The organism is Streptomyces sp. SID14436, from assembly GCF_010548465.1.
Taxonomy (GTDB): domain Bacteria; phylum Actinomycetota; class Actinomycetes; order Streptomycetales; family Streptomycetaceae; genus Streptomyces.
In genome coordinates, this window is record NZ_JAAGMD010000161.1 from 1 (window position 1) to 19419 (window position 19419).

The 19419-nt window shown below is 69.5% G+C and carries 17 protein-coding genes and 2 pseudogenes; 17 read left to right on the forward strand and 2 right to left on the reverse strand.

Annotated features, from left to right (window positions below; all coding sequences use genetic code 11):
• The 11 genes and pseudogenes from G3I53_RS05790 to G3I53_RS05840 all read left to right on the forward strand — a co-directional run.
• Nucleotides 1-463 (forward strand): annotated as a pseudogene (locus tag G3I53_RS05790) (ATP-binding protein); the annotation flags it as partial.
• Between the two features lie 128 nt (nt 464-591).
• Entirely contained in the window at nt 592-2130 is a 1539-nt protein-coding gene (locus G3I53_RS05795; protein ID WP_203591848.1) for an integrase, read from the forward strand.
• The gene (locus G3I53_RS05800) at nt 2127-4022 is read left to right on the forward strand and encodes a hypothetical protein (protein WP_164334218.1); all 1896 of its coding nucleotides are present in this window, start codon (nt 2127-2129) and stop codon (nt 4020-4022) included. Before G3I53_RS05795 ends, G3I53_RS05800 begins: the two co-directional genes overlap by 4 nt.
• On the forward strand, nt 4013-6100 hold the full coding sequence (locus G3I53_RS05805) for a hypothetical protein (protein ID WP_164334217.1): 2088 nt from the start codon (nt 4013-4015) through the stop codon (nt 6098-6100). Before G3I53_RS05800 ends, G3I53_RS05805 begins: the two co-directional genes overlap by 10 nt.
• Nucleotides 6097-6483, forward strand: coding sequence for a hypothetical protein (locus G3I53_RS05810; protein WP_164334216.1), 387 nt, complete (start codon nt 6097-6099; stop codon nt 6481-6483). The genes G3I53_RS05805 and G3I53_RS05810 overlap by 4 nt, the downstream gene beginning before the upstream one ends.
• Before the next feature lie 182 nt (nt 6484-6665).
• Complete coding sequence (locus G3I53_RS05815; RefSeq protein ID WP_164334215.1) at nt 6666-6986, forward strand: hypothetical protein; 321 nt, start codon at nt 6666-6668, stop codon at nt 6984-6986.
• An 8-nt stretch (nt 6987-6994) separates the two neighbouring features.
• On the forward strand, nt 6995-7756 hold the full coding sequence (locus G3I53_RS05820) for a sigma factor-like helix-turn-helix DNA-binding protein (protein ID WP_164334214.1): 762 nt from the start codon (nt 6995-6997) through the stop codon (nt 7754-7756).
• 71 nt (nt 7757-7827) lie between these two features.
• Nucleotides 7828-8346, forward strand: a pseudogene (locus tag G3I53_RS05825) (ATP-binding protein); the annotation flags it as partial.
• Nucleotides 8343-9620 carry a DNA-processing protein DprA gene (gene dprA / locus G3I53_RS05830; protein WP_164438090.1) on the forward strand — a complete coding sequence of 426 codons (1278 nt, stop codon included), beginning with the start codon at nt 8343-8345 and terminating at the stop codon, nt 9618-9620. The pseudogene G3I53_RS05825 and the gene dprA, both read left to right, overlap by 4 nt.
• Before the next feature lie 290 nt (nt 9621-9910).
• On the forward strand, nt 9911-10753 hold the full coding sequence (gene whiG / locus G3I53_RS05835; protein WP_164337190.1) for an RNA polymerase sigma factor WhiG: 843 nt from the start codon (nt 9911-9913) through the stop codon (nt 10751-10753).
• 198 nt (nt 10754-10951) lie between these two features.
• Complete coding sequence (locus G3I53_RS05840) at nt 10952-11509, forward strand: TetR/AcrR family transcriptional regulator (protein ID WP_164337192.1); 558 nt, start codon at nt 10952-10954, stop codon at nt 11507-11509.
• A gap of 129 nt (nt 11510-11638) precedes the next feature.
• Here G3I53_RS05840 and G3I53_RS05845 read toward each other — a convergent pair whose 3' ends face one another.
• Entirely contained in the window at nt 11639-12139 is a 501-nt protein-coding gene (locus tag G3I53_RS05845; protein ID WP_164337189.1) for a M23 family metallopeptidase, read from the reverse strand.
• Between the two features lie 659 nt (nt 12140-12798).
• On the opposite strand from G3I53_RS05845, the gene rpsB reads away from it, so the two are divergent.
• The 6 genes from rpsB to G3I53_RS05875 all read left to right on the forward strand — a co-directional run bounded on the left by rpsB (nt 12799) and on the right by G3I53_RS05875 (nt 18586).
• On the forward strand, nt 12799-13704 hold the full coding sequence (gene rpsB, locus G3I53_RS05850) for a 30S ribosomal protein S2 (RefSeq protein ID WP_164337188.1): 906 nt from the start codon (nt 12799-12801) through the stop codon (nt 13702-13704).
• A gap of 160 nt (nt 13705-13864) precedes the next feature.
• Nucleotides 13865-14701, forward strand: a complete 837-nt coding sequence (gene tsf, locus G3I53_RS05855) for a translation elongation factor Ts (RefSeq protein ID WP_164337187.1) — start codon at nt 13865-13867, stop codon at nt 14699-14701.
• 186 nt (nt 14702-14887) lie between these two features.
• Nucleotides 14888-15646 carry a UMP kinase gene (gene pyrH / locus G3I53_RS05860; RefSeq protein WP_164337186.1) on the forward strand — a complete coding sequence of 253 codons (759 nt, stop codon included), beginning with the start codon at nt 14888-14890 and terminating at the stop codon, nt 15644-15646.
• Nucleotides 15647-15773: 127 nt separating this feature from the next.
• Nucleotides 15774-16331: a ribosome recycling factor gene (frr, locus tag G3I53_RS05865; protein WP_164337185.1), complete on the forward strand. Its 558-nt coding sequence runs from the start codon at nt 15774-15776 to the stop codon at nt 16329-16331.
• Nucleotides 16331-17458: a phosphatidate cytidylyltransferase gene (locus tag G3I53_RS05870; RefSeq protein WP_164337184.1), complete on the forward strand. Its 1128-nt coding sequence runs from the start codon at nt 16331-16333 to the stop codon at nt 17456-17458. The genes frr and G3I53_RS05870 overlap by 1 nt, the downstream gene beginning before the upstream one ends.
• Before the next feature lie 171 nt (nt 17459-17629).
• A complete protein-coding gene (locus G3I53_RS05875) occupies nt 17630-18586 on the forward strand; it encodes a LysR family transcriptional regulator (RefSeq protein WP_164438091.1) in 957 nt (318 codons plus the stop codon).
• On the opposite strand, the gene G3I53_RS05880 is transcribed toward G3I53_RS05875, so the two are convergent.
• Nucleotides 18535-19278, reverse strand: a complete 744-nt coding sequence (locus G3I53_RS05880) for an SDR family oxidoreductase (protein ID WP_164338511.1) — start codon at nt 19276-19278, stop codon at nt 18535-18537. The genes G3I53_RS05875 and G3I53_RS05880 overlap by 52 nt on opposite strands.
• Nucleotides 19279-19419 lie beyond the last annotated feature (141 nt).

A 19419-nucleotide genomic window follows, 5' to 3' on the forward strand; every position in this document is an offset into this window, starting at 1 on the left:
CGCCGACGTCGTCGGCCAGCTCTCCGCCCGGACCGCCGTCGAGGTGGCCGCGGCGGGCGGCCACCACCTGTTCCTGGAGGGACCCCCGGGCGCCGGGAAGACGATGCTGGCGGAGCGCCTGCCGAGCCTGCTGCCCCCGCTGGACCGGCAGGAGTCGCTGGAGGTCACCGCGGTGCACTCGGTGGCCGGCCTGCTCCCCACGGACAAACCTCTGATCGACACGGCCCCCTACTGCGCCCCGCACCACTCGGCCACGCTCCAGGCCCTCGTCGGCGGCGGCCCCGGCATCGCCCGGCCCGGGGCGGTCTCGCTCTCCCACAGAGGAATCCTCTTCCTCGACGAGACCCCGGAGTTCACCAGCCACGCCCTGGACGCACTGCGCCAGCCGCTGGAGTCCGGCCACGTCGTGATCGCCCGCAGCTCGGGCGTGGTGCGCTTCCCGGCCCGGTTCCTGATGGTGGTGCTTTATGCGTTGGTGGACAGTGTCCGCACGCTCGGATCGTCGTTGTCTCCTGCGTGGAGGGAAATCACGCCAAGTGGCGCATGAGTGTGACGAAGCGACGGAGGCGGCCTCCTCGGGAGCCGCGGCCGTTGCTGCGGGAGCTCTCAGAGGAGTTCAGCGCGACCGACATGGCCGCTTGGCTGGACAGCGAGGGAATCAGCGAGGGTACGCCCTTCCTGATCGCTCCTGATGGCTCCTACGACATCGAGCTGAATAGCTACTGGACGTCGACGCAGATGATGAGCGGATCTCGTCATACGAGGTCTGGGTCTGCGCGCGAGATGCGTACCTTCTGTGACTTCCTCTGGAATCACAGGCCGCCGGTGGCTGACGGGGCTGAGGGGACCGAATCAACGGCATCGGGTCGGGCTCGTGGGTGGCGGGACGCCACCGTCCGTGATCGTGAGGTCTACGAGTTCTGGCGGTGCGATGACCCGCAGGGGTCGAGGCTGGTCGGGTCGTCCTGGAACCATGCGGTGTCGATGGCCTACGGGTTTTACAGATGGGCTGGTAAGCGCAATTACACGGCTTCGAATCCGATCGATGAGCGACCGTGCCGTCGCCGTGCTGGCGAGTCTCGCCGTCGGCCTCGACAGGGCGAAGAAGAGGGAAAGACTGCTGCGGAGAAGCGGCCGGACGCCCGAAGGAAGAAGGTCGTCTGGCTGACCCCGGAGCAATACCGAACCTGGCGGGATGTCGGGGTTCGCGGCTATCTACCGACCGGGCTGAAGGATCCGTCCTTCCGCGGGAAGCGGATCGCAAGGAACTCGGCCTACACGGACCTCATGGTTCGCACAGGACTGAGGCTGGAGGAACAGTCGGCGCTGACCTTGTTCGAGCTCCCCGACCACGACGGCCTGAGCGCCTACTACCGATTCTGGCTGCCGGAGGCGATCGCCAAGGGTGGGTCCTGCCGCGACATCTACGTCCCCGGCGGGGGCCTCCGGGCCATCGTCGACTATGTCGAGATCGACCGGGCCGACGCCGTGACGAGAGCGCAGGCTGCGGGCCGCTACGAGGCGGTCGAGGACAAGCTGCTGGTTGAGCCGGGGACGAAGCGAGTTCGCATCGGGGACAAGTGGCATGCGGTGGAGGACCTGGACCCGGAGGAGAGGCTGCGGCTGTTCACAACCACCGAACGAGGACTCGAACCGGCCGCACTCTGGCTATCAGAAGACGGCATGCCCTTGACCTTGCACGCCTGGAAGTGGGTGTTCCGGGAGGCGAGCAAGCGCTGCCGCCTACTCGGAGTGAAGATCCACGCACATCCGCACGCCTTGCGGCACAGCTTCGCGGTCGTGACCTTGGAACAGCTTCAGCGAGCTCATCTTGAGTCCCTCAGCGCGATGGACATGCTCCAGCGCCGGCACTACCGGATGATCTGGGGCGACCCGCTGGACTGGGTTCGCATCCGACTCGGACACGCATCTCTCGAGACGACGCAGAACTACCTGCACACGCTGAAAGAGCTCGAGATGGCGACTCGCCTGATGCTGGTGCCCGACCTTTGGGAGCATCCCGACAAGCCCTACCTCGACGACATGGCCAGAGCTGTGGAGGTCGAGCAATGTCGCACGATCGAGGACGCCTGGAACGAGGACTCTTTCCTGGTGGAGGAGTGGGCATGAACCATGGCTCCGACGCGGTCTCCTTGCCGGCCCCCCGCACGGCTCCGGGTCGCTCGTCACCGCAGCCCGCAGGGCTCTACGAACCGCCTCCGGTCGTTGCCCATGGCGGCGACCGGGGACTTGTCGTCAACTTCACGGGCCGGGATCACCGCAAGGCGGCCTACAGCTTTGAGGACCTACCGCTGCCCGAACTGCACGAAGTCGTTGCCCGGGCTTTCGCCGCCCGATTTGGTGGCAATCAGCTGAACACGGTGGCCAGTGCGAACGGGCAGTGGACCGTCATCCAGAGGTTCCTGCGGTTCCTGAGCACGTTGCCCCGACCACCGCGGGATCTGTCCCGCCTGACGGTCTCCCACATGAAGCGCTACAGGCTGCACGTCAAAGCTGGCATGCGCGAGCGAGGGCTGTTCGACCACTTCAAACTGCTGCATAGCCTTCTACGGAAGGTTCCGTCGGGCACTTTGCGGCCGGACGTGCTCGACATGATCTGGCGGGTCGAGCATGTCGACCAGCGGAAGGTCCGAAGTCTGCCCGGCTACGACGACGCAACGTTCCACCAGGTTGTGACAGCCGCCCGCAGCGCGGTCGTGGACATCTATCGGCGAATCCGGGACGGGGAGACTCTGCTGGCCCGCTACACCAGCGCTCCGACCGAGTTAACGGGCCCAGAGCGAGAGCGCGGGGCGGTGCTGGCGGAAATAGCTCGAACCGGTCGGATCCCGAATGTCCTGCGGACAACGAGCCGGGGGGAGAAGGGGAACGCACCCGACCTGTCGGCCCGCCTTCGACTGGCGCGTCAGCTGTTCCTCACTCATGACGACATGATTCCTCTGGTGGTGCTCGGAGTTGCAGTCACCGGACGCAACGCGGAAACGATCAAGGAACTTCCGGCGGCACACCGACTGATCGACGGCCATGCGGTCGCGATGGAGATCGTCAAACGTCGTCGCGGGGCAGACCGCTGGTTCGAGGAGGTGACCTGGGACGTCGGCCGCCAAAGCGAACGGTTGAAGACGTCTGGTGGGTACTACCTGCTCTGCGAGCGTCTCGCCCGACGAGGCCGGCTGATCAGCCATTCACCACTGGTCTGGTCGGTTTGGACGAACGGATCGATGAACGGCAAGGGGGAGACCCACGGCCACAAGAACCCCTTCGACAAGCGCCTTGGCTTCAATTACGCCCTGGTTGACTGGGTTGCCACCCGCCCTGAGCTAGCAGAGTTGCCGAACTTCAAACTCGATCTTGGTCGGCTCAAGACCACAGTCGACCGCATGAACACCCGGGCCGCAGGCGGACATCTGCCCTCCTCCACCGTGTCGAACACCCAGGACGTGCTCTTCCGGAACTACCTCAGAGGCGATCCCGACGTTCAGGACTGGGCCGAAGAGATCGTCACCGAGGCGCTGGAGGACGCCGAGGCCGCAGCCCGCACCGCCTACCAGCAGGCCCGCAAAGACCAGGGCCAAATGAGGATCTTGCCCGGCCGAACCGAGGACGGCCCCAGCGATCCAGCCGCTGACGTCGGCCTGGACGAGGAAACGGCCCGCCAGGTTCTGGCAGGAGAGCGTGACACCGCGTTCGCGGCATGCACTGAGTCCGACGACAGCTGCCGGGACTCGTTCCTGACCTGCTTCGCCTGCCGCAATGCTGTCGCCACAACCGCCCACCTGCCCGCCCAGCTCGCACTGCTCGATGAGCTTGCCGAGCGATGGGAAGCCACCGACCGCGACACCTGGTGGCGCGACTACGGACAGGCATGGCTGGCCATCAACGAGGACATTCTGCCCAGGTTCACTCCAGAGGAGCGGGCTGCGGCCGAGGCCGCCAAGCCCACCGACCGGGTGCTTTCCCTCCTCAACGGGCCCGAGGAGGACGAGACCACATGGGTCTGATGCAGGCGGCACCGTCATCCTGCCCGATCCGTCCCGACGCCCTGGTCCTGGGACGCCGCCGCCTGCGGAAGGGGGTCCGCCGACGTGATACCTCGCGCTTCGCCGACGACGTCTGGAGGCTGACGCCGGCACTGCTGCAACAGCAGCAGCAGTCCCTGATCTTGAACTTCCGGGCGATTCCTACCGCCTATCGGCTGACCGTCAAGCTCCTCTTCTACGCGTTGCTGGCGGGGACGCCACCAACGGGTGAAAGCAACCGCGGAGTGGTGACCATCCACGGCCACTTCCAGGCGATCAAGGAGTTCTTCGACTGGCTTGGCAAGCCGGCTCAGAACTCGCCTCGGCTGGGCTCGCTCACGCCCGACATGCTCCGCCTCTTCCAGAAGCACCTGCTGGCCACGGTGGCCTCCTCCGGACGACGAGGTGATCATCGCCGACCCGTTCGCTTGCTCTGGACCTGGCGGGAGTCACTCAACGGTGACCACCTTCTCTTCGATCCTGAGCGGCTCGAGGACGACTGGCACGAAGCATCGGAAGGCAGGAGGCGGGAGAACGCTCGCCGTCGGATCCCGGAATCGGTCATCGGCCCGCTCCTGGTCTGGTCGATGCGGTTCGTCAATGACTTCGCCGACGACATCCTGGCCGCCCAGGACGAATGGCTGGCCCTGCAGAAGAGGACGCTCTGCGATGCCAGGGCCGGCCGCGGCGCCCGCCGTCGGCTCGAGACGCTCTTGCGACGCTACCGAGACGAAGGCAGGCCGCTACCCGGTGGAACAGGCGGCCCCCACGGGATCAACGTCAGCCACCTGGCCCGCGAGCTCGACTGCAATCGGCGTTCGCTGACCGAACCCCAGGCCTGGGAGCTGATCGAACGAACCCGCCAGGAGGTGGGCGTCGCCGACAGCGCATACCTCCATACCCAAGTCCAGGGCCTGCTGGACGGGGAGCCCTGGTTGCAGCAAATCTCTTACGACACCGATCTGACTGACCTCGTCCGTGTCCTGACTGCCGCCGCCTACACCGTCATCGCCTACCTCTCCGGAATGCGTGACAGCGAGGTGAAGCATCTGAAGCGCGGATGCCTGACAGTGGATGCCGATCGGACGGGACGGATCACACGGAGGAAGATCACGAGCATGGCCTTCAAGGGCGAAGGAAGCCCGATGGGAGTCCAGGCGACGTGGGTCGTCGGCCACCCCGTCTCGGCTGCGGTTGCCGTGCTTGAGAGGCTGCAGCCCAAGCGCCAGCGCTGGCTGTTCGCGCTTCCCCCCAGTTCGCCGATGCACCTCAAACCACGTTCGACAGGGGCGAAGACGTCCAAAGGGACCAACCGTGACCTGAACCTGCTGATCACGTGGGTCAACGACTACTGCCGCCGCACCCATCGCGACGACGGCATCCCGGACGTCAAGGGCCTGCCCTGGCGACTGAGCACAGCGCAGTTCCGCCGAACCCTTGCCTGGTTCATCGGCCGCCGCCCCGGCGGCAGCATCGCTGGCGCGATCCAATACCGGCACCTCAGCGTCCAGATGTTCGAGGGATACGCCGGAACGTCAAAGGCTGGCTTCCGGGCCGAAGCCCAGCAAGAAGCCCTTCTCGCCCGCGGCGAGGGACTCGCCCTACTGGTCGACCGCCACGAGCACGAAGAACTCCGCGGCCCCTCCGCCGAAGAAGCCCGCGTCCGCCTGGACAGCTTCGGCGACCGAATCCGATTCCTCGGCAAGACCCCAGACGACGAGCAAATGAAGAAGCTCATGGACCGGAACGACCCCAAGATCTATCCCGGCCGCTTCGTCACCTGCACCGACAACCCCAACCGGCGCCTATGCCGCCTGCCCGGCGAGAACAACACCACCCCGGACCCCGGCCAATGCAAGCCCATGGCCTGCCGAAATGTCGCCCTGACGGACACCAACATCCAGGCATGGCTTCAGCGACTGGCCGAACAGGACGCACGACTTCAAGCCGCCGACACGCTTGCACCCCGCATCCGCGTCCGCCTCGAAGAGGACCGCGTCAAAATCCGGGCCTTCCTCGCCCGAGCCGGCGCCCTCGAACCCGCGGAGGTCTCGCCATGAGGAAGCACACGCTGACCACCGAGACGGTTGCTGAAGCTATCGAGGATCTGCTGACCCAGGCCGCTGGAGAAGGGAAGGCCGCCACCGTCACCGCCCTCGCGAACCGACTCGGCGTCCGACGCCAGACTCTCTACCGGGACTTTGGACCTGCCATCACCGACTTCATGTCACGAGATGCTGCCCGACGCACTCTCCAGCCGCGGCCACCCAAGGATCCGACCAGCGACCGCGCGACGATCGCCCGACTCCGACGCGAGAAGGACGAGCTCACCCGCCATCTACACGTCTACGAGGACCACATCCGCCGTCTGACTGTTGAAAACGCGAGGCTGATCCGCGAGCTTGAGACCGTCACTGGGGTCACCCGGTTGAGCCGAGCCTGAGCCAACGCCCCCGATCGAGTGATCCACGTCACAAACGCGGGGGGTTCTGGTTGCCGGGTGACCTATGACGGTTTCCAGTTGAGCTTCGCCATGCGCGTCGCTTTCGACTCACGCGGGGCCCGCCAGCTCCGGCCAAGAGAATCGGCGGGCCTCGCCATCGTCATGCCCTGCGAGGTGGTGGCATGGGTCACATTTCTCGCATCTGCCTGCGCGCGCGCACCTCGACCCACGAGTCTTTCAACATCGGTCTCCGTGGCCGCTGCGGACGTCCCTTGATTCTGGCCGGAGCTAGGGCGTCGTTCCGCTACATCGAGTCGAAAGCAAAAACAGTGAACGAATGCATTGCCTGGGGCGCTGACCCCTGGGCTGAAGGCGACCCCATGCGCGTGGTCTGGGTCGTCGTGGTGATCCTCATCCCGTTGATCGTGGGCGGATACGTCACCCCTGAGCTGGCCCTGCAGGTGCTGAGCCTCCTGCTCGCGCTTCTTCACAGCGAGCGCTAGCTCGGTCGATGGACCAGCACAGCATCACCGAGGTCGCCGACGACGCTTCGTCGTCGGCGACCCCGGCCTTCCTGGGACAGGAACACAGGAAGGCCATCGAAAAAGCCGAGTCGGCCATCCTGGACATCCTGGCCAGGGACGAATTCCAGGGCCCGCGCTGGGAGAGGACCACCAACAGTCTCGCGGAGTACGGGTGGCTAACGCTGGTCAAATGGCTTGGCTCGGGCGAGATCTTCGGCAGGTGTCTGGCCATTGGCCGCAGACTGCCCCACAACGAAGCAGCCCGAATCGTGCTCCGCCACGACTGGGACACCCGGTTGGAGCTGGCAACTGACACCGTCCTGGCGGCAATGCCCAAATTCCGAGAACGGCTGGCCAGTGGCCAGTGGGACCCCGGGCAGGCCTCCCTGACGACCTACTTCGTCGGCGCCCTGATCCTTGAGTTCCCCAATATCTACAGGCGGTGGGAGCGCGGACGGGTCCTCGGGGAGAAGGAGATGCCGCTAGACGTGATGTTCGACGCCCCCAGTGCTGAACGCGGTCCAGCCGCGCGCGCGGCCGCTCACGATGAGATCGAGCGCATCCTTTGGACGATGCCCCCAGATATCAGAAAGATCGTCCTACTGCGGGCGGATGGCTACACCCTCTCGGAAGCCGCGATGATCCTAGGCATGACCACCAAGGCGGTCGAGCACCGGATGGCACGCTGGCGCACCCGCTACACAAAAAGGCGGACCGCGGAGCAACCGCCCCAGCCGGCAGAAAGCTGAGCCGGAACGACTCCCACTCTCGAAGTTGCATGCCCGCCGGACAACGGACAGCTTCAAACCCTCCCCATAAGCTGGCCGCCAACCCCTGCCCCTGCGGGCGCTTCTCGCTGACCGACGGCTCCTGCGACTGCCCGCCCTCCGCGATCCGCCGCTACCAGGCACGGCTGTCCGGGCCGCTGCTCGACCGGGTCGACCTGCGCGTGGTCACCGACCGCGTCACCCGCGCCGAGCTCACCGCCTCCGGCGCGCGGGGCGAGTCCACCGCCACGGTCGCCGCCCGGGTGCGCGCCGCCCGGGAACGCGCCGCAACGCGCTTCGCCGGCACCCCCTGGCACACCAACAGCGACATCCCGGGCCGCGAACTGCGCAGCCGCTGGCGAGCCGCCCCCGGCGCCATGGACGACGCCGAGCGGAGCCTGGAACGGGGCGTGCTCACCGCCCGCGGCATCGACCGCGTGCTGCGGGTCGCCTGGACCGTGGCCGACCTCGTCGGCCACGACCGCCCCGACGCCACGGACGTCGCCCTCGCGCTGCAACTGCGCACGGGCATCCCCCGGGGCGTCCCCATGGGCCTCGGAGCGGCGACATGAGCGCCGGGACGGGGGACGCGGAGGCTCCCGACAGCGGCCGGGCACGGGACGGCGGAACCGGGGACCGCCAGGACACCGGACACCACGACGGCCCGGATCCGTCCGGTGCGGCGGGCACCCGCGGGGCGGGGCCGGACGGCACGGAACCCGAGGAGGACCTCCTCGCCCGGGTCCTCCTCACCCGGGTGTTCGAGCCCGGTGACGCAACCGGCGGGCAGTGGGTGCGGGAGCGCGGTGCGCCCGCCGTGGCCCGACGGCTGCGGTCGGGCGGGCCGCCCCTGCCGGGCGTGAGCGGCAGACGGTGGGCCGGGCTGCTCGCACGGGCCGAGCGGGCCCGTCCGCGCCAAGATCTCGCCGTCGCCCGGGACGCGGGGGTGCGGTTCGTGCGCCCGGGAGCCGCCGAGTGGCCCCGGCAGCTCGACGACCTGGGGGACGCCCGGCCCCTCGGCCTGTGGGTGCGCGGCCCGGCCGGCCTGCGGATGTGGGCCCTGCGCTCGGTGGCGGTCGTCGGCGCCCGGGCCTGCACCGAGTACGGGGCCCACATGGCCGCCACCCTGTCCGCCGGGCTCGCCGAGAGCGGCTGGATCGTGGTCTCCGGCGGTGCCTACGGAGTCGACGGCGCCGCCCACCGCGGCGCGCTCGCCTCCGGTGGCGCCACCGTCGCCGTCCTGGCCTGCGGGGTCGACCGCCCGTACCCGCGCGGGCACACCCAGCTGATCGGCCGGATCGCCGAACAGTGGCTGGTCATCGGCGAGCTGCCGCCCGGGGAGCACCCCACGCAGAGCAGGTTCGTCCTACGCAACCGGGTGATCGCCGCCCTCACCCGGGGCACCGTGGTCGTCGAGGCCGCCCACCGCAGCGGATCCCTCGTGACGGCGAGGGCAGCCCAGCGCCTGGGACGTCACACGATGGGGGTACCGGGGCCCGCCACCAGCGGCCTCTCCGCCGGGGTGCACGAACTGCTGCGGCAGGGCGCCGTGCTCGTCACCGACGCGGCGGAGATCGTGGAACTGGTCGGCGGCATGGGCGAGCTCGCACCGGTCCGCCGGGGACCGGTCCTGCCCCGGGACCTGCTGGAACCGGCCGCCCGCAGTGTGCTCGCCGCCCTGCCGGGCCGCGGATCGGCCGGCCCCGAGGAGATCGCCCGCGGCGCACAGACCACATCGGACGACGCCGTCGCGAGGCTGTACGAACTGCGAGCACTTGGATACGTCGAACGACACGGCGACAGCTGGAAGTTGACACGCCAGGCGGTGATCCCGGCCGAGCGGTGATCGCGACGGGCCCTGACCGAGCGTGTTCGGCCGTCCGGGGGAACGCCGACATCCCTTGGAAAATACGCTAGTTGGGGCACCCGGGTGATCACTGAGAGCGACGGCGGGGGAGCGGGGAGACGGCGCGCGGAACCCCTCCGCACCCGGTCCGCCCCTCCTTCTTCGCGCAACGCGACGCCTCAGTCACGCTACGCTCACGAGGGCCCCCAACGGACAGGTGCCCCGGCCCGCACGCCGGCACCCCAACACCAGGCAGCACCACCCCACGGCAGAACGGCACAAGGCGACGAATGCCCCAGCACACCTCCGGGTCAGACCGGGCGGCCATCCCCCCAGCCGCCCGCGACCATGGCAACGTGCGGCCGCCCGCTCCCTCGACGCTCGACGAGCTGTGGCGGTCGTACAAGGAGACGGGGGACGAGCGGCTGCGGGAGCAGCTGATCCTGCACTACTCGCCGCTGGTGAAGTACGTCGCGGGCCGGGTCGGCGTGGGGCTCCCGTCCAACGTGGACCAGGCGGACTTCGTCTCCTCCGGCGTGTTCGGACTCATCGACGCGATCGAGAAGTTCGACGTCGAGCGGGAGATCAAGTTCGAGACGTACGCGATCACCCGCATCCGGGGCGCGATGATCGACGAACTGCGCGCGCTGGACTGGATCCCGCGCTCGGTACGGCAGAAGGCGCGCAACGTGGAGCGGGCCTACGCCACGCTGGAGGCACAGCTGCGGCGCACCCCGTCGGAGAGCGAGGTCGCCCGCGAGATGGGCATCGGGGTGGACGACCTGCACGCGGTTTTCAGCCAGTTGTCGCTCGCCAACGTCGTCGCCCTGGAGGAACTGCTGCACGTCGGGGGCGAGGGCGGCGACCGGCTCAGCCTCATGGACACCCTGGAGGACACCTCCGCCGACAACCCGGTGGAGGTGGCCGAGGACCGGGAGCTGCGGCGGTTCCTGGCCCGGGCGATCAACACCCTGCCCGACCGGGAGAAGACCGTCGTCACGCTGTACTACTACGAGGGCCTCACCCTGGCCGAGATCGGCAACGTCCTCGGCGTGACGGAGAGCAGGGTCAGCCAGATCCACACCAAGTCGGTGCTCCAGCTGCGGGCGAAGCTGGCCGGATTCGCCCGCTGAGGCAGGCCCTCGCCGCCGCCGGTCCGGCCCCGCCCGCCGGCCTGGCGCCGGCCTGACGCCGGAGGCTCCGGGCACCGCCTCCGCTCACCGGACCGCGTCCGCTCCCGGGCGCCCGACCTGCGGTTCCGGTCGGACGACTCCCGTCCCGGACGGTGCATCCGTACAGTGGACGGCGTGCCAAGGATTCGAGCGGCCTCCGTGGCCGAGCACCGGTCGATGCAGCGAGCCGCCCTGCTGGACGCGGCCCGCTCCCTGCTGTCCGAAGGCGGTACGGAGGCGCTGACCTTCCCCGCCCTCGCCGAGCGCACGGGCCTCGCGCGCTCCTCCGTGTACGAGTACTTCCGGTCCCGGGCGGCCGTGGTCGAGGAGCTGTGCGAGGTCGACTTCCCGGTCTGGGCGGCCGAGGTCGAGGCGGCGATGGCGGCTGCCGAGGGGACCGACGCCAAGGTCGAGGCGTACGTACGCAAGCAGCTGGAACTGGTGGGCGACCGACGGCACCGGGCCGTGGTGGCCATCTCCGCCAGCGAGCTGGACGCGGGTGCCCGGGAGAAGATCCGCGCCGCGCACGGCGGCCTGATCGCCATGATCGTCGAGGCGCTGGAGGGGCTGGGCCACAGCCAGCCCCGGCTGGCCGCGATGCTGCTCCAAGGTGTCGTCGACGCCGCGGTCCGCCGCATCGAACTGGGCGCCGCGGAGGACCCGGCGACGATCACGGAGGCGGCGGTCTCCATGGCCCTGCGGGGCGTCCACACCTGAGCCGCCGGATTCGCCGGAGCCACCAGAAGTACCGGGTGGTGCGCCGGCGCCCGAGTCGGAGAGGGTGCCCGGGACCACCTCAGCCCTCTCACCAGGCGCTCTCCGACTCCCGATCTCTCTCACTCCGGCTCACTCAGGCAACGGAACCCCCAGCACCGGCAGGAGTCTCGACGGGCCGCGGTGCAGCAGCCAGGGCGGGAGCAGGGCGAGCGGGTCCAGGTAGGTGTCGCCGCGCAGCAGGCCCCAGTGCAGGCAGGGGGCCGTGCAGTGGGAACCTGTCGGCTCCACCGTGCCGACGACCGCGCCCGCGGCGACGACGTCGCCCTGGGCCACCGACGCCCGGACCGGCTCGTAGGTCGTGCGCAGCGGCGGCTCCCCGGTGCCCGGCAGTTCCACGGACACCGCTCCCTTTCCGGCCACCCGGCCCGCGAAGGAGACCCGGCCGGCCGCGACCGCCCGCACCGGAGTGCCGGCAGCGGCCGCCAGGTCCACGCCCCGGTGCCCCCGCCCGTACACGGTCGCCGGCGGTTCCCAGCCACGCAGCACCCGCGGCCGGCCCCCGACCGGCCAGCTCCGCCCCACCGCCGGAACGCCGGCCGGCTCCTCCGACGGTTCCAGGGCCGACTGCATGGCCGGGCCCCCGCCCGGATCCGACGTCCCGCCTCCGCCGAACCTCGCCGTCCCGTCTCCTCCCGATCCCGCCGTTCCGGGTCCGCCGGTCCTCCCCGTCCAGGCTCCGCCCGATCTCGCGCTCCTGTCCCCGGTGGATTGCACCCTCCCCTCCCCGGCGGAGCGAACCGCCCCGTCCCTGCCGGAGTGCGCCGCCCCGGCCCCGCCCGGCTCGACGTTCGTCTCCCTGTGCGGGGGCGGAGCCGCCGAACCCGCCGCCAGCAGGTGGGCGGGGGACGGTGCCAGCAGCAGCATCGCGGTCAGCAGCAGGAGCAGCGCGAGGCGGGCGCACACCCGTGTCCAGCCGGGGACCCGGGCCCCGGCATCTGTCGTCGTTCGCATGCCCGCAGCGTCCCGCGGATCCGTGATCACGGCTCCGGCCTGTGGACGGGCGTCCGGTTGTGGACAAGGGCGTCACCCGGCACCCCGCGGGTCCCGTACACTTCTATGGCGACCCGGCCGCCGGGTCGACTTCGCACGCCCCGACACCGGGACCGGCCTCGGCCGTCCCCCCGGTGTCAGCGCCCCTCGGTCCCTCGTGGCACGGCGCGTCGTGGGCGTCAGGAGCGGGAGCCGTCCGGCACCCGCGGCACAACCGAGAAAATCAAGGAGATACGGCCATGGCCGTCGTCACGATGCGGGAGCTGCTGGAGAGCGGCGTCCACTTCGGTCACCAGACCCGCCGTTGGAACCCGAAGATGAAGCGCTTCATCTTCACCGAGCGCAACGGCATCTACATCATCGACCTGCTCCAGTCGCTGTCGTACATCGACCGCGCCTACGAGTTCGTCAAGGAGACCGTGGCCCACGGCGGCACGGTCATGTTCGTCGGCACGAAGAAGCAGGCGCAGGAGGCCATCGCCGAGCAGGCCACCCGCGTCGGCATGCCCTACGTCAACCAGCGCTGGCTGGGCGGCATGCTCACCAACTTCTCGACCGTCTACAAGCGCCTGCAGCGCCTGAAGGAGCTCGAGCAGATCGACTTCGAGGACGTGGCCGCCTCCGGCCTCACCAAGAAGGAGCTGCTGGTCCTCTCCCGCGAGAAGGCCAAGCTGGAGAAGACCCTCGGTGGTATCCGCGAGATGCAGAAGGTGCCCAGCGCCGTCTGGATCGTGGACACCAAGAAGGAGCACATCGCGGTCGGCGAGGCCCGGAAGCTCAACATCCCGGTCGTCGCCATCCTCGACACCAACTGCGACCCCGACGAGGTCGACTACAAGATCCCGGGCAACGACGACGCGATCCGCTCCGTCACCCTGCTCACCCGCGTGATCGCCGACGCCGTGGCCGAGGGCCTCATCGCCCGCTCCGGTGTCGCCACCGAGGGCAAGGGCGAGAAGGCCGCCGGCGAGCCGCTGGCCGAGTGGGAGCGCGACCTGCTCGAGGGCGAGAAGAAGGCGGACGCCGAGAAGCCGGCCGCCGCCGAGGCCGAGAAGCCGGCCGAGGCCCCCGCCGCCGAGGCCGAGAAGCCCGCCGAGGCTCCGGCTGCCGAGGCCGCTCCGGCCGCCGAGGCCGAGCAGGCCTGACCGCCCCGTCCGTGGTGATGACGGCGGGAGCGGTGACATGACATCCGCTCCCGCCGTTCACCCGTAGGTCAGCGGCCGCCATGGTGATCCACAGCTCGCTGTGGGTCTTCCGGCCCGCGGATCTTTGAACCTCCAGACTTCGAGAAAGACTCACAGACTCATGGCGAACTACACCGCCGCCGACGTCAAGAAGCTCCGGGAGCTCACCGGCGCCGGCATGATGGACTGCAAGAAGGCCCTGGACGAGGCCGACGGCGACGTCGACAAGGCCGTCGAGGCGCTCCGCATCAAGGGCCAGAAGGGCGTCGCCAAGCGCGAGGGCCGCTCCGCCGAGAACGGCGCCGTGGTCTCGATCATCGCCGACGACAACTCCTCCGGCGTCCTGGTCGAGCTGAAGTGCGAGACGGACTTCGTCGCCAAGGGCGAGAAGTTCCAGGCCGTGGCCACCGCCATCGCCGAGCACGTCGCCAAGACCTCCCCGGCCGACCTCGAGGCCCTGCTCGCCTCCGAGATCGAGGCCGGCAAGACCGTCCAGGCGTACGTGGACGAGGCCAACGCCAACCTCGGCGAGAAGATCGTCCTGGACCGCTTCGCGCAGTTCTCCGACGGTTACGTCACCGCGTACATGCACCGCACGATGCCCGACCTGCCCCCGCAGATCGGTGTCCTCGTCGAGCTGGACAAGCCGAACGCCGAGGTCGCCAAGGGCGTCGCCCAGCACATCGCCGCCTTCGCGCCGAAGTACCTCTCCAAGGAGGACGTGCCGGCCGACGTCGTCGAGTCCGAGCGCCGCGTCGCCGAGGAGACCACCCGCGCCGAGGGCAAGCCCGAGGCCGCCCTGCCGAAGATCGTCGAGGGTCGCCTCAACGGCTTCTTCAAGGACGCCACGCTGCTCGGCCAGCCCTACGCGCTCGACAACAAGAAGTCCGTCCAGAAGGTCCTGGACGAGGCCGGTGTCACCCTGAAGCGCTTCACGCGCATCAAGGTCGGCATCTGAGTCCGTACCGCGACGGGCGCACGACCCCGATAGGGTCGGCAGCAGTCGTACGGTCACGCCGTCACGCACGCGCGCGTGCCGGACGACAGCAGATCTGACGAGGAGGCCATTGCCGCATGGGATGCGAACCACGCCCCACCGGCAATGGCCTTCTTCGTATGTGCAACGAAAGAGGCGGGATCCCCGATGACCACCAAGGCTGAGAAGAGCGACGACGGCAAAGTGCACGGCCGGTTTCTGCTGAAGCTGTCCGGAGAGGCGTTCTCCGGGGGCGGCGGCCTGGGCGTGGACCCCGACGTGGTGCACGCCATCGCGCGGGAGATCGCGGCCGTCGTCCGCGACGGCGCGCAGATCGCGATCGTCATCGGTGGCGGCAACTTCTTCCGCGGAGCCGAACTCCAGCTGCGCGGCATGGACCGGGCCCGCTCCGACTACATGGGCATGCTCGGCACCGTGATGAACTGCCTCGCCCTCCAGGACTTCCTGGAGAAGGAGGGCGTCGACTGCCGGGTGCAGACCGCCATCACCATGGGGCAGGTCGCCGAGCCGTACATCCCGCTGCGCGCCGTGCGCCACCTGGAGAAGGGCCGCGTCGTCATCTTCGGCGCCGGTATGGGCATGCCGTACTTCTCCACCGACACCACCGCCGCCCAGCGCGCCCTGGAGATCGACGCCGAGGCGCTGCTCATGGGCAAGAACGGCGTGGACGGGGTCTACGACTCCGACCCCAAGACCAACCCCGACGCGGTGAAGTTCGATCACCTCGGCTACGGCGAGGTCATCACGCGCGACCTGAAGGTCGCCGACGCCACGGCCGTCACGCTGTGCCGGGACAACAAGCTCCCGATCGTCGTCTTCGAACTCCTGAAGGAGGGCAACATCGCCCGCGCCGTCAAGGGTGAGAAGATCGGCACGCTGGTGGGCGACCCGGTCAGCCACGGCTGATCACCCCGACCGGGGGTGGACAATGGCCCGCCGGTCGGGAACCGTGCAGAAAGAAGACGCGACGCAGCCGGCCGCCGCCCGACAGGCAACCGCAGCCGGGCCTACTCAAGACACGCAGGAGCAAGTGGTGATCGAAGAGACCCTCCTCGAGGCCGAGGAGAAGATGGAGAAGGCCGTCGTGGTCGCCAAGGAGGACTTCGCCGCGATCCGCACCGGCCGTGCGCACCCGGCGATGTTCAACAAGATCGTGGCCGACTACTACGGCGCGCTGACGCCGATCAACCAGCTGGCCTCGTTCTCCGTGCCCGAGCCGCGCATGGCCGTGGTCACGCCGTTCGACAAGACCGCACTGCGCAACATCGAGCAGGCGATCCGCGACTCCGACCTGGGCGTCAACCCGAGCAACGACGGCAACATCATCAGGGTGGTCTTCCCGGAGCTCACCGAGGAGCGCCGCCGCGAGTTCATCAAGGTCGCCAAGGCCAAGGGCGAGGACGCCAAGGTGTCCATCCGCGCCGTGCGCCGCAAGGCCAAGGACGCCATCGACAAGATGATCAAGGACGGCGAGGTCGGCGAGGACGAGGGCCGCCGTGCCGAGAAGGAGCTCGACGACACCACCGCGAAGTACGTCGCCCAGGTGGACGAGCTCCTGAAGCACAAGGAAGCGGAACTGCTCGAAGTCTGATGAACGACTCTTCCTGGAGGGCGTCGCCGCAGGCCGGGTACTGGGGGCCCTCCGTCCAGGGGCCCGTCCAGGGGGCCGCCCCGGCGGGTCCCGCGTACGATGCGCACAACGCGCAGCAGACTCGCCCCATGCCCATCGTGCCCGACGTGCCCGAACCCGGCGGAGACCAGGACGTGGACCAGGGGGCCGCTCGGCTGAGCGGCCCCTTGTTCCGAGACGAGACGCCGCAGGCACGACCCCGTCCCGGGGAGGTGCCGCAGAATCCGGAGCCCATGCCCGACGCCCCGCAGCCTGCGCCCGCCCCGCAGAAGAAGAGCGCGGGCCGTGACCTGGGTGCCGCCATAGGGGTGGGTGTCGGTCTCGGCGCGGTGATCGTCGCGTCCCTGTTCATCGTCAAGGCCGTCTTCGTCGGCGTGATCGCCGTCGCGGTCGTGGTCGGCGTGTGGGAGCTGACCAAGCGGCTCCAGGAGCGCAAGGACATCCGCGCGCCCTTCGTGCCGCTCGCGATCGGCGGCGCGGCGATGGTCGTCGCCGGGTACGCGCGGGGCGCCGAGGGCGCCTGGGCCGCCATGGCGCTCACCGCGCTCGCGGTCCTGGTCTGGCGCATGACCGAACGCCCCGAGGGCTACCTCAAGGACGTCACGGCCGGCGTGTTCACCGCCTTCTACGTGCCGTTCCTGGCGACCTTCGTGGCGATGATGCTGACGGCGGACGACGGATCCCGGCGGGTCCTGACGTTCCTGGTGCTCACGGTCGTCAGCGACACCGGTGCCTACGCCGTCGGCTGGCGCTTCGGCACGCACAAGCTGGCCCCCCGCATCAGCCCCGGCAAGACCCGCGAGGGCCTGCTCGGCGCCATCGGGTTCGCGATGGCGGCGGGCGCACTGTGCATGCAGTTCCTGATCGACGACGGCTCCTGGTGGCAGGGGCTGCTCCTCGGCCTCGCGGTCGCGGTCAGCGCCACGCTCGGCGACCTGGGTGAGTCCATGATCAAGCGCGACCTCGGCATCAAGGACATGGGCACGCTGCTCCCCGGCCACGGCGGCATCATGGACCGGCTGGACTCCCTGCTCCCGACCGCCCCGGTGGTCTGGCTGCTGCTGGTGATCTTCGTCGGCTCGTCCTGACCACCGCCCGCGTCAGCGTCACGGCCCCCGCCCCCGTCACTCCGGGGCGGGGGCCGCGTCGCCTCTCTCCCGTTCCCGCCCCCGCGGGAACGGGGAATACGGCGGGACCGCAGGCGCGTTGCCGCGATCACCGACCGGGCACGTCCGGTGGGGGAGAGGACGTGAGGGGCAGTGAGTCTCCGGCGGTTCGAATACGCCCTGGCCGTGGCCGAAGCGGGCTCGGTGACGGCGGCGGCGGAGTCCCTGCACGTCGCCCAGCCGTCCGTGTCCCAGCAGATCCGCGCCCTGGAGCGCGAACTCGGCGTGACCCTGTTCGCCCGCACCCCGGCCGGCCTGGTGCCCACCGCGGTCGGCCGCGCCTTCCTGCGGGACGCGGAGGTCGCCGTCCGCGCGGCACAACGGGCCCGGGCGACCGCGCGGGCCGGCGCCGAGGAACTGGACGGCGAACTGGTCGTCGCCGCGCAGATGGGCCTGGGCACCCGGCAGCTCCCCGGCGCGCTGAGCGCGCTGCGCCGCCGGTTCCCGCGCCTGGAGGTCACCGTCTTCGAGGAGGCCAACCCCACCGAGCTGGAACGGCTGGCCCGCCGCGGCGTCGTCGACCTGGTGCTGATGGCGGGCTCGTGCGACGGCGGCCCGTACGTGGGACACCACCTGGGCGACGAGGAGTTCGTCGTGGTGATGAGCCCCGAGCACGCGCAGCTCGCCGGGGAGCGGGTGGAACTGCGCGTGCTGGAGCGCAGGGCGTGGATCAGGTTCGACCACGACAGCGCGCTCGACGGTGTGCTGCGGGACGTACTCCGGGACAACGCGATGGCCCCGGCCACGGTCGCCCGCGTCTCGCAGACCGCGACAGCGGTGCGCTGGGCCGCGCAGGGCCTGGGCGTCACGCTCGTCCCCACCTCGGCGGTGCCGCCCGGGTTCGAGCACCTCACCCGGCCCGTGCACCCCGCCGTCTCCCTGCCCACCGTCGCCGCCGTCCGTCCCCGGACCGGACCGGCGGAACCGGCGTTGCTGGAATTCCTGCGGCAGGAGACGTGGCACCACATTGGATTTTCCGTCAGCGGATCAGAAACCGCTCACAATTGGGTGGCCCCTCCGTCGGTCACCAATTCGATACCGGTGCTGTAGGTCGCGTCGAAAGCGAGAAACGCCGCTGCCCTGGCGATCTCCTCCGGAGTCCCGAAACGCCCCATGGGATTCTCCGCCATCCGTGCCTCCTTGAATTCCCGGGCCTCCTCCATGGCCATGGTCCGCTCCAGAATTCCCGTGTCCACGGGGCCCGGACTGACCGCGTTGACCCGGATTCCGCGCGGCAGCAGCTCAGTCGACAGGCTGCGGGCCATCGAGCGCAGCGCCGCCTTGCCGGCCGCGTAGACACTGGTGCCCAGCAGGCCCACCGCGTTCGCGGCAGAGGTGGTCAGGACGACCCCGGCACCCGTGCTCAGCAGCGGGGCCAGCTTCTGCACGGTGAAGAAGGCGCCCTTGACGTTGATCGCGAACGACTCGTCGAACACCTCCTCCGACGTGGACTCCAGTGGGGTGGGGCGGGTGATGCCCGCGTTGACGAACAGGGCGTCCACGGACCCGAGTTCCTCGCCCACCCGGGCCGCCAGGACGTCCAGCTGGGCCAGGGAGGACACGTCGCTCCGAACGGCTGACACCCTCGGTCCGAGGCGTTCCAGGGCCGCGTCGAGCGCCGCCTGCGAACGCCCGGTGATCACCACCCGGGCCCCGCCCTCGGCCAGCAGCCCGGCCGTCGCGAGACCGATGCCGCTGCTGCCGCCCGTGATCACCACGTTCTTGCCGCTGTACTCGCTCATACCTGGAGCGCTCATTACCCTTGATTCCGCCTCTCCATTCAGTGACCCATGAGGTCTGACGGCCCGACGCAATGAAATGTCGATGCATCGAACTTCGCCGAACTGCTCGTCACGCTAGGCGCGGCACATAGGGGCAAGCAA

Excerpts from the sequence above, each read along its gene's own strand:
- tsf (WP_164337187.1), top strand. The coding sequence starts at position 13,865 with ATGGCGAACTACACCGCCGCCGACGTCAAGAAGCTCCGGGAGCTCACC.
- G3I53_RS05815 (WP_164334215.1), top strand. The coding sequence starts at position 6,666 with ATGGGTCACATTTCTCGCATCTGCCTGCGCGCGCGCACCTCGACCCAC.
- G3I53_RS05805 (WP_164334217.1), top strand. The coding sequence starts at position 4,013 with ATGGGTCTGATGCAGGCGGCACCGTCATCCTGCCCGATCCGTCCCGAC.
- dprA (WP_164438090.1), top strand. The coding sequence starts at position 8,343 with ATGAGCGCCGGGACGGGGGACGCGGAGGCTCCCGACAGCGGCCGGGCA.
- G3I53_RS05880 (WP_164338511.1), bottom strand. The coding sequence starts at position 19,278 with ATGAGCGAGTACAGCGGCAAGAACGTGGTGATCACGGGCGGCAGCAGC.
- whiG (WP_164337190.1), top strand. The coding sequence starts at position 9,911 with ATGCCCCAGCACACCTCCGGGTCAGACCGGGCGGCCATCCCCCCAGCC.
- G3I53_RS05810 (WP_164334216.1), top strand. The coding sequence starts at position 6,097 with ATGAGGAAGCACACGCTGACCACCGAGACGGTTGCTGAAGCTATCGAG.
- G3I53_RS05870 (WP_164337184.1), top strand. The coding sequence starts at position 16,331 with ATGAACGACTCTTCCTGGAGGGCGTCGCCGCAGGCCGGGTACTGGGGG.
- G3I53_RS05845 (WP_164337189.1), bottom strand. The coding sequence starts at position 12,139 with ATGCAGTCGGCCCTGGAACCGTCGGAGGAGCCGGCCGGCGTTCCGGCG.
- pyrH (WP_164337186.1), top strand. The coding sequence starts at position 14,888 with ATGACCACCAAGGCTGAGAAGAGCGACGACGGCAAAGTGCACGGCCGG.
- rpsB (WP_164337188.1), top strand. The coding sequence starts at position 12,799 with ATGGCCGTCGTCACGATGCGGGAGCTGCTGGAGAGCGGCGTCCACTTC.
- G3I53_RS05800 (WP_164334218.1), top strand. The coding sequence starts at position 2,127 with ATGAACCATGGCTCCGACGCGGTCTCCTTGCCGGCCCCCCGCACGGCT.
- G3I53_RS05820 (WP_164334214.1), top strand. The coding sequence starts at position 6,995 with ATGGACCAGCACAGCATCACCGAGGTCGCCGACGACGCTTCGTCGTCG.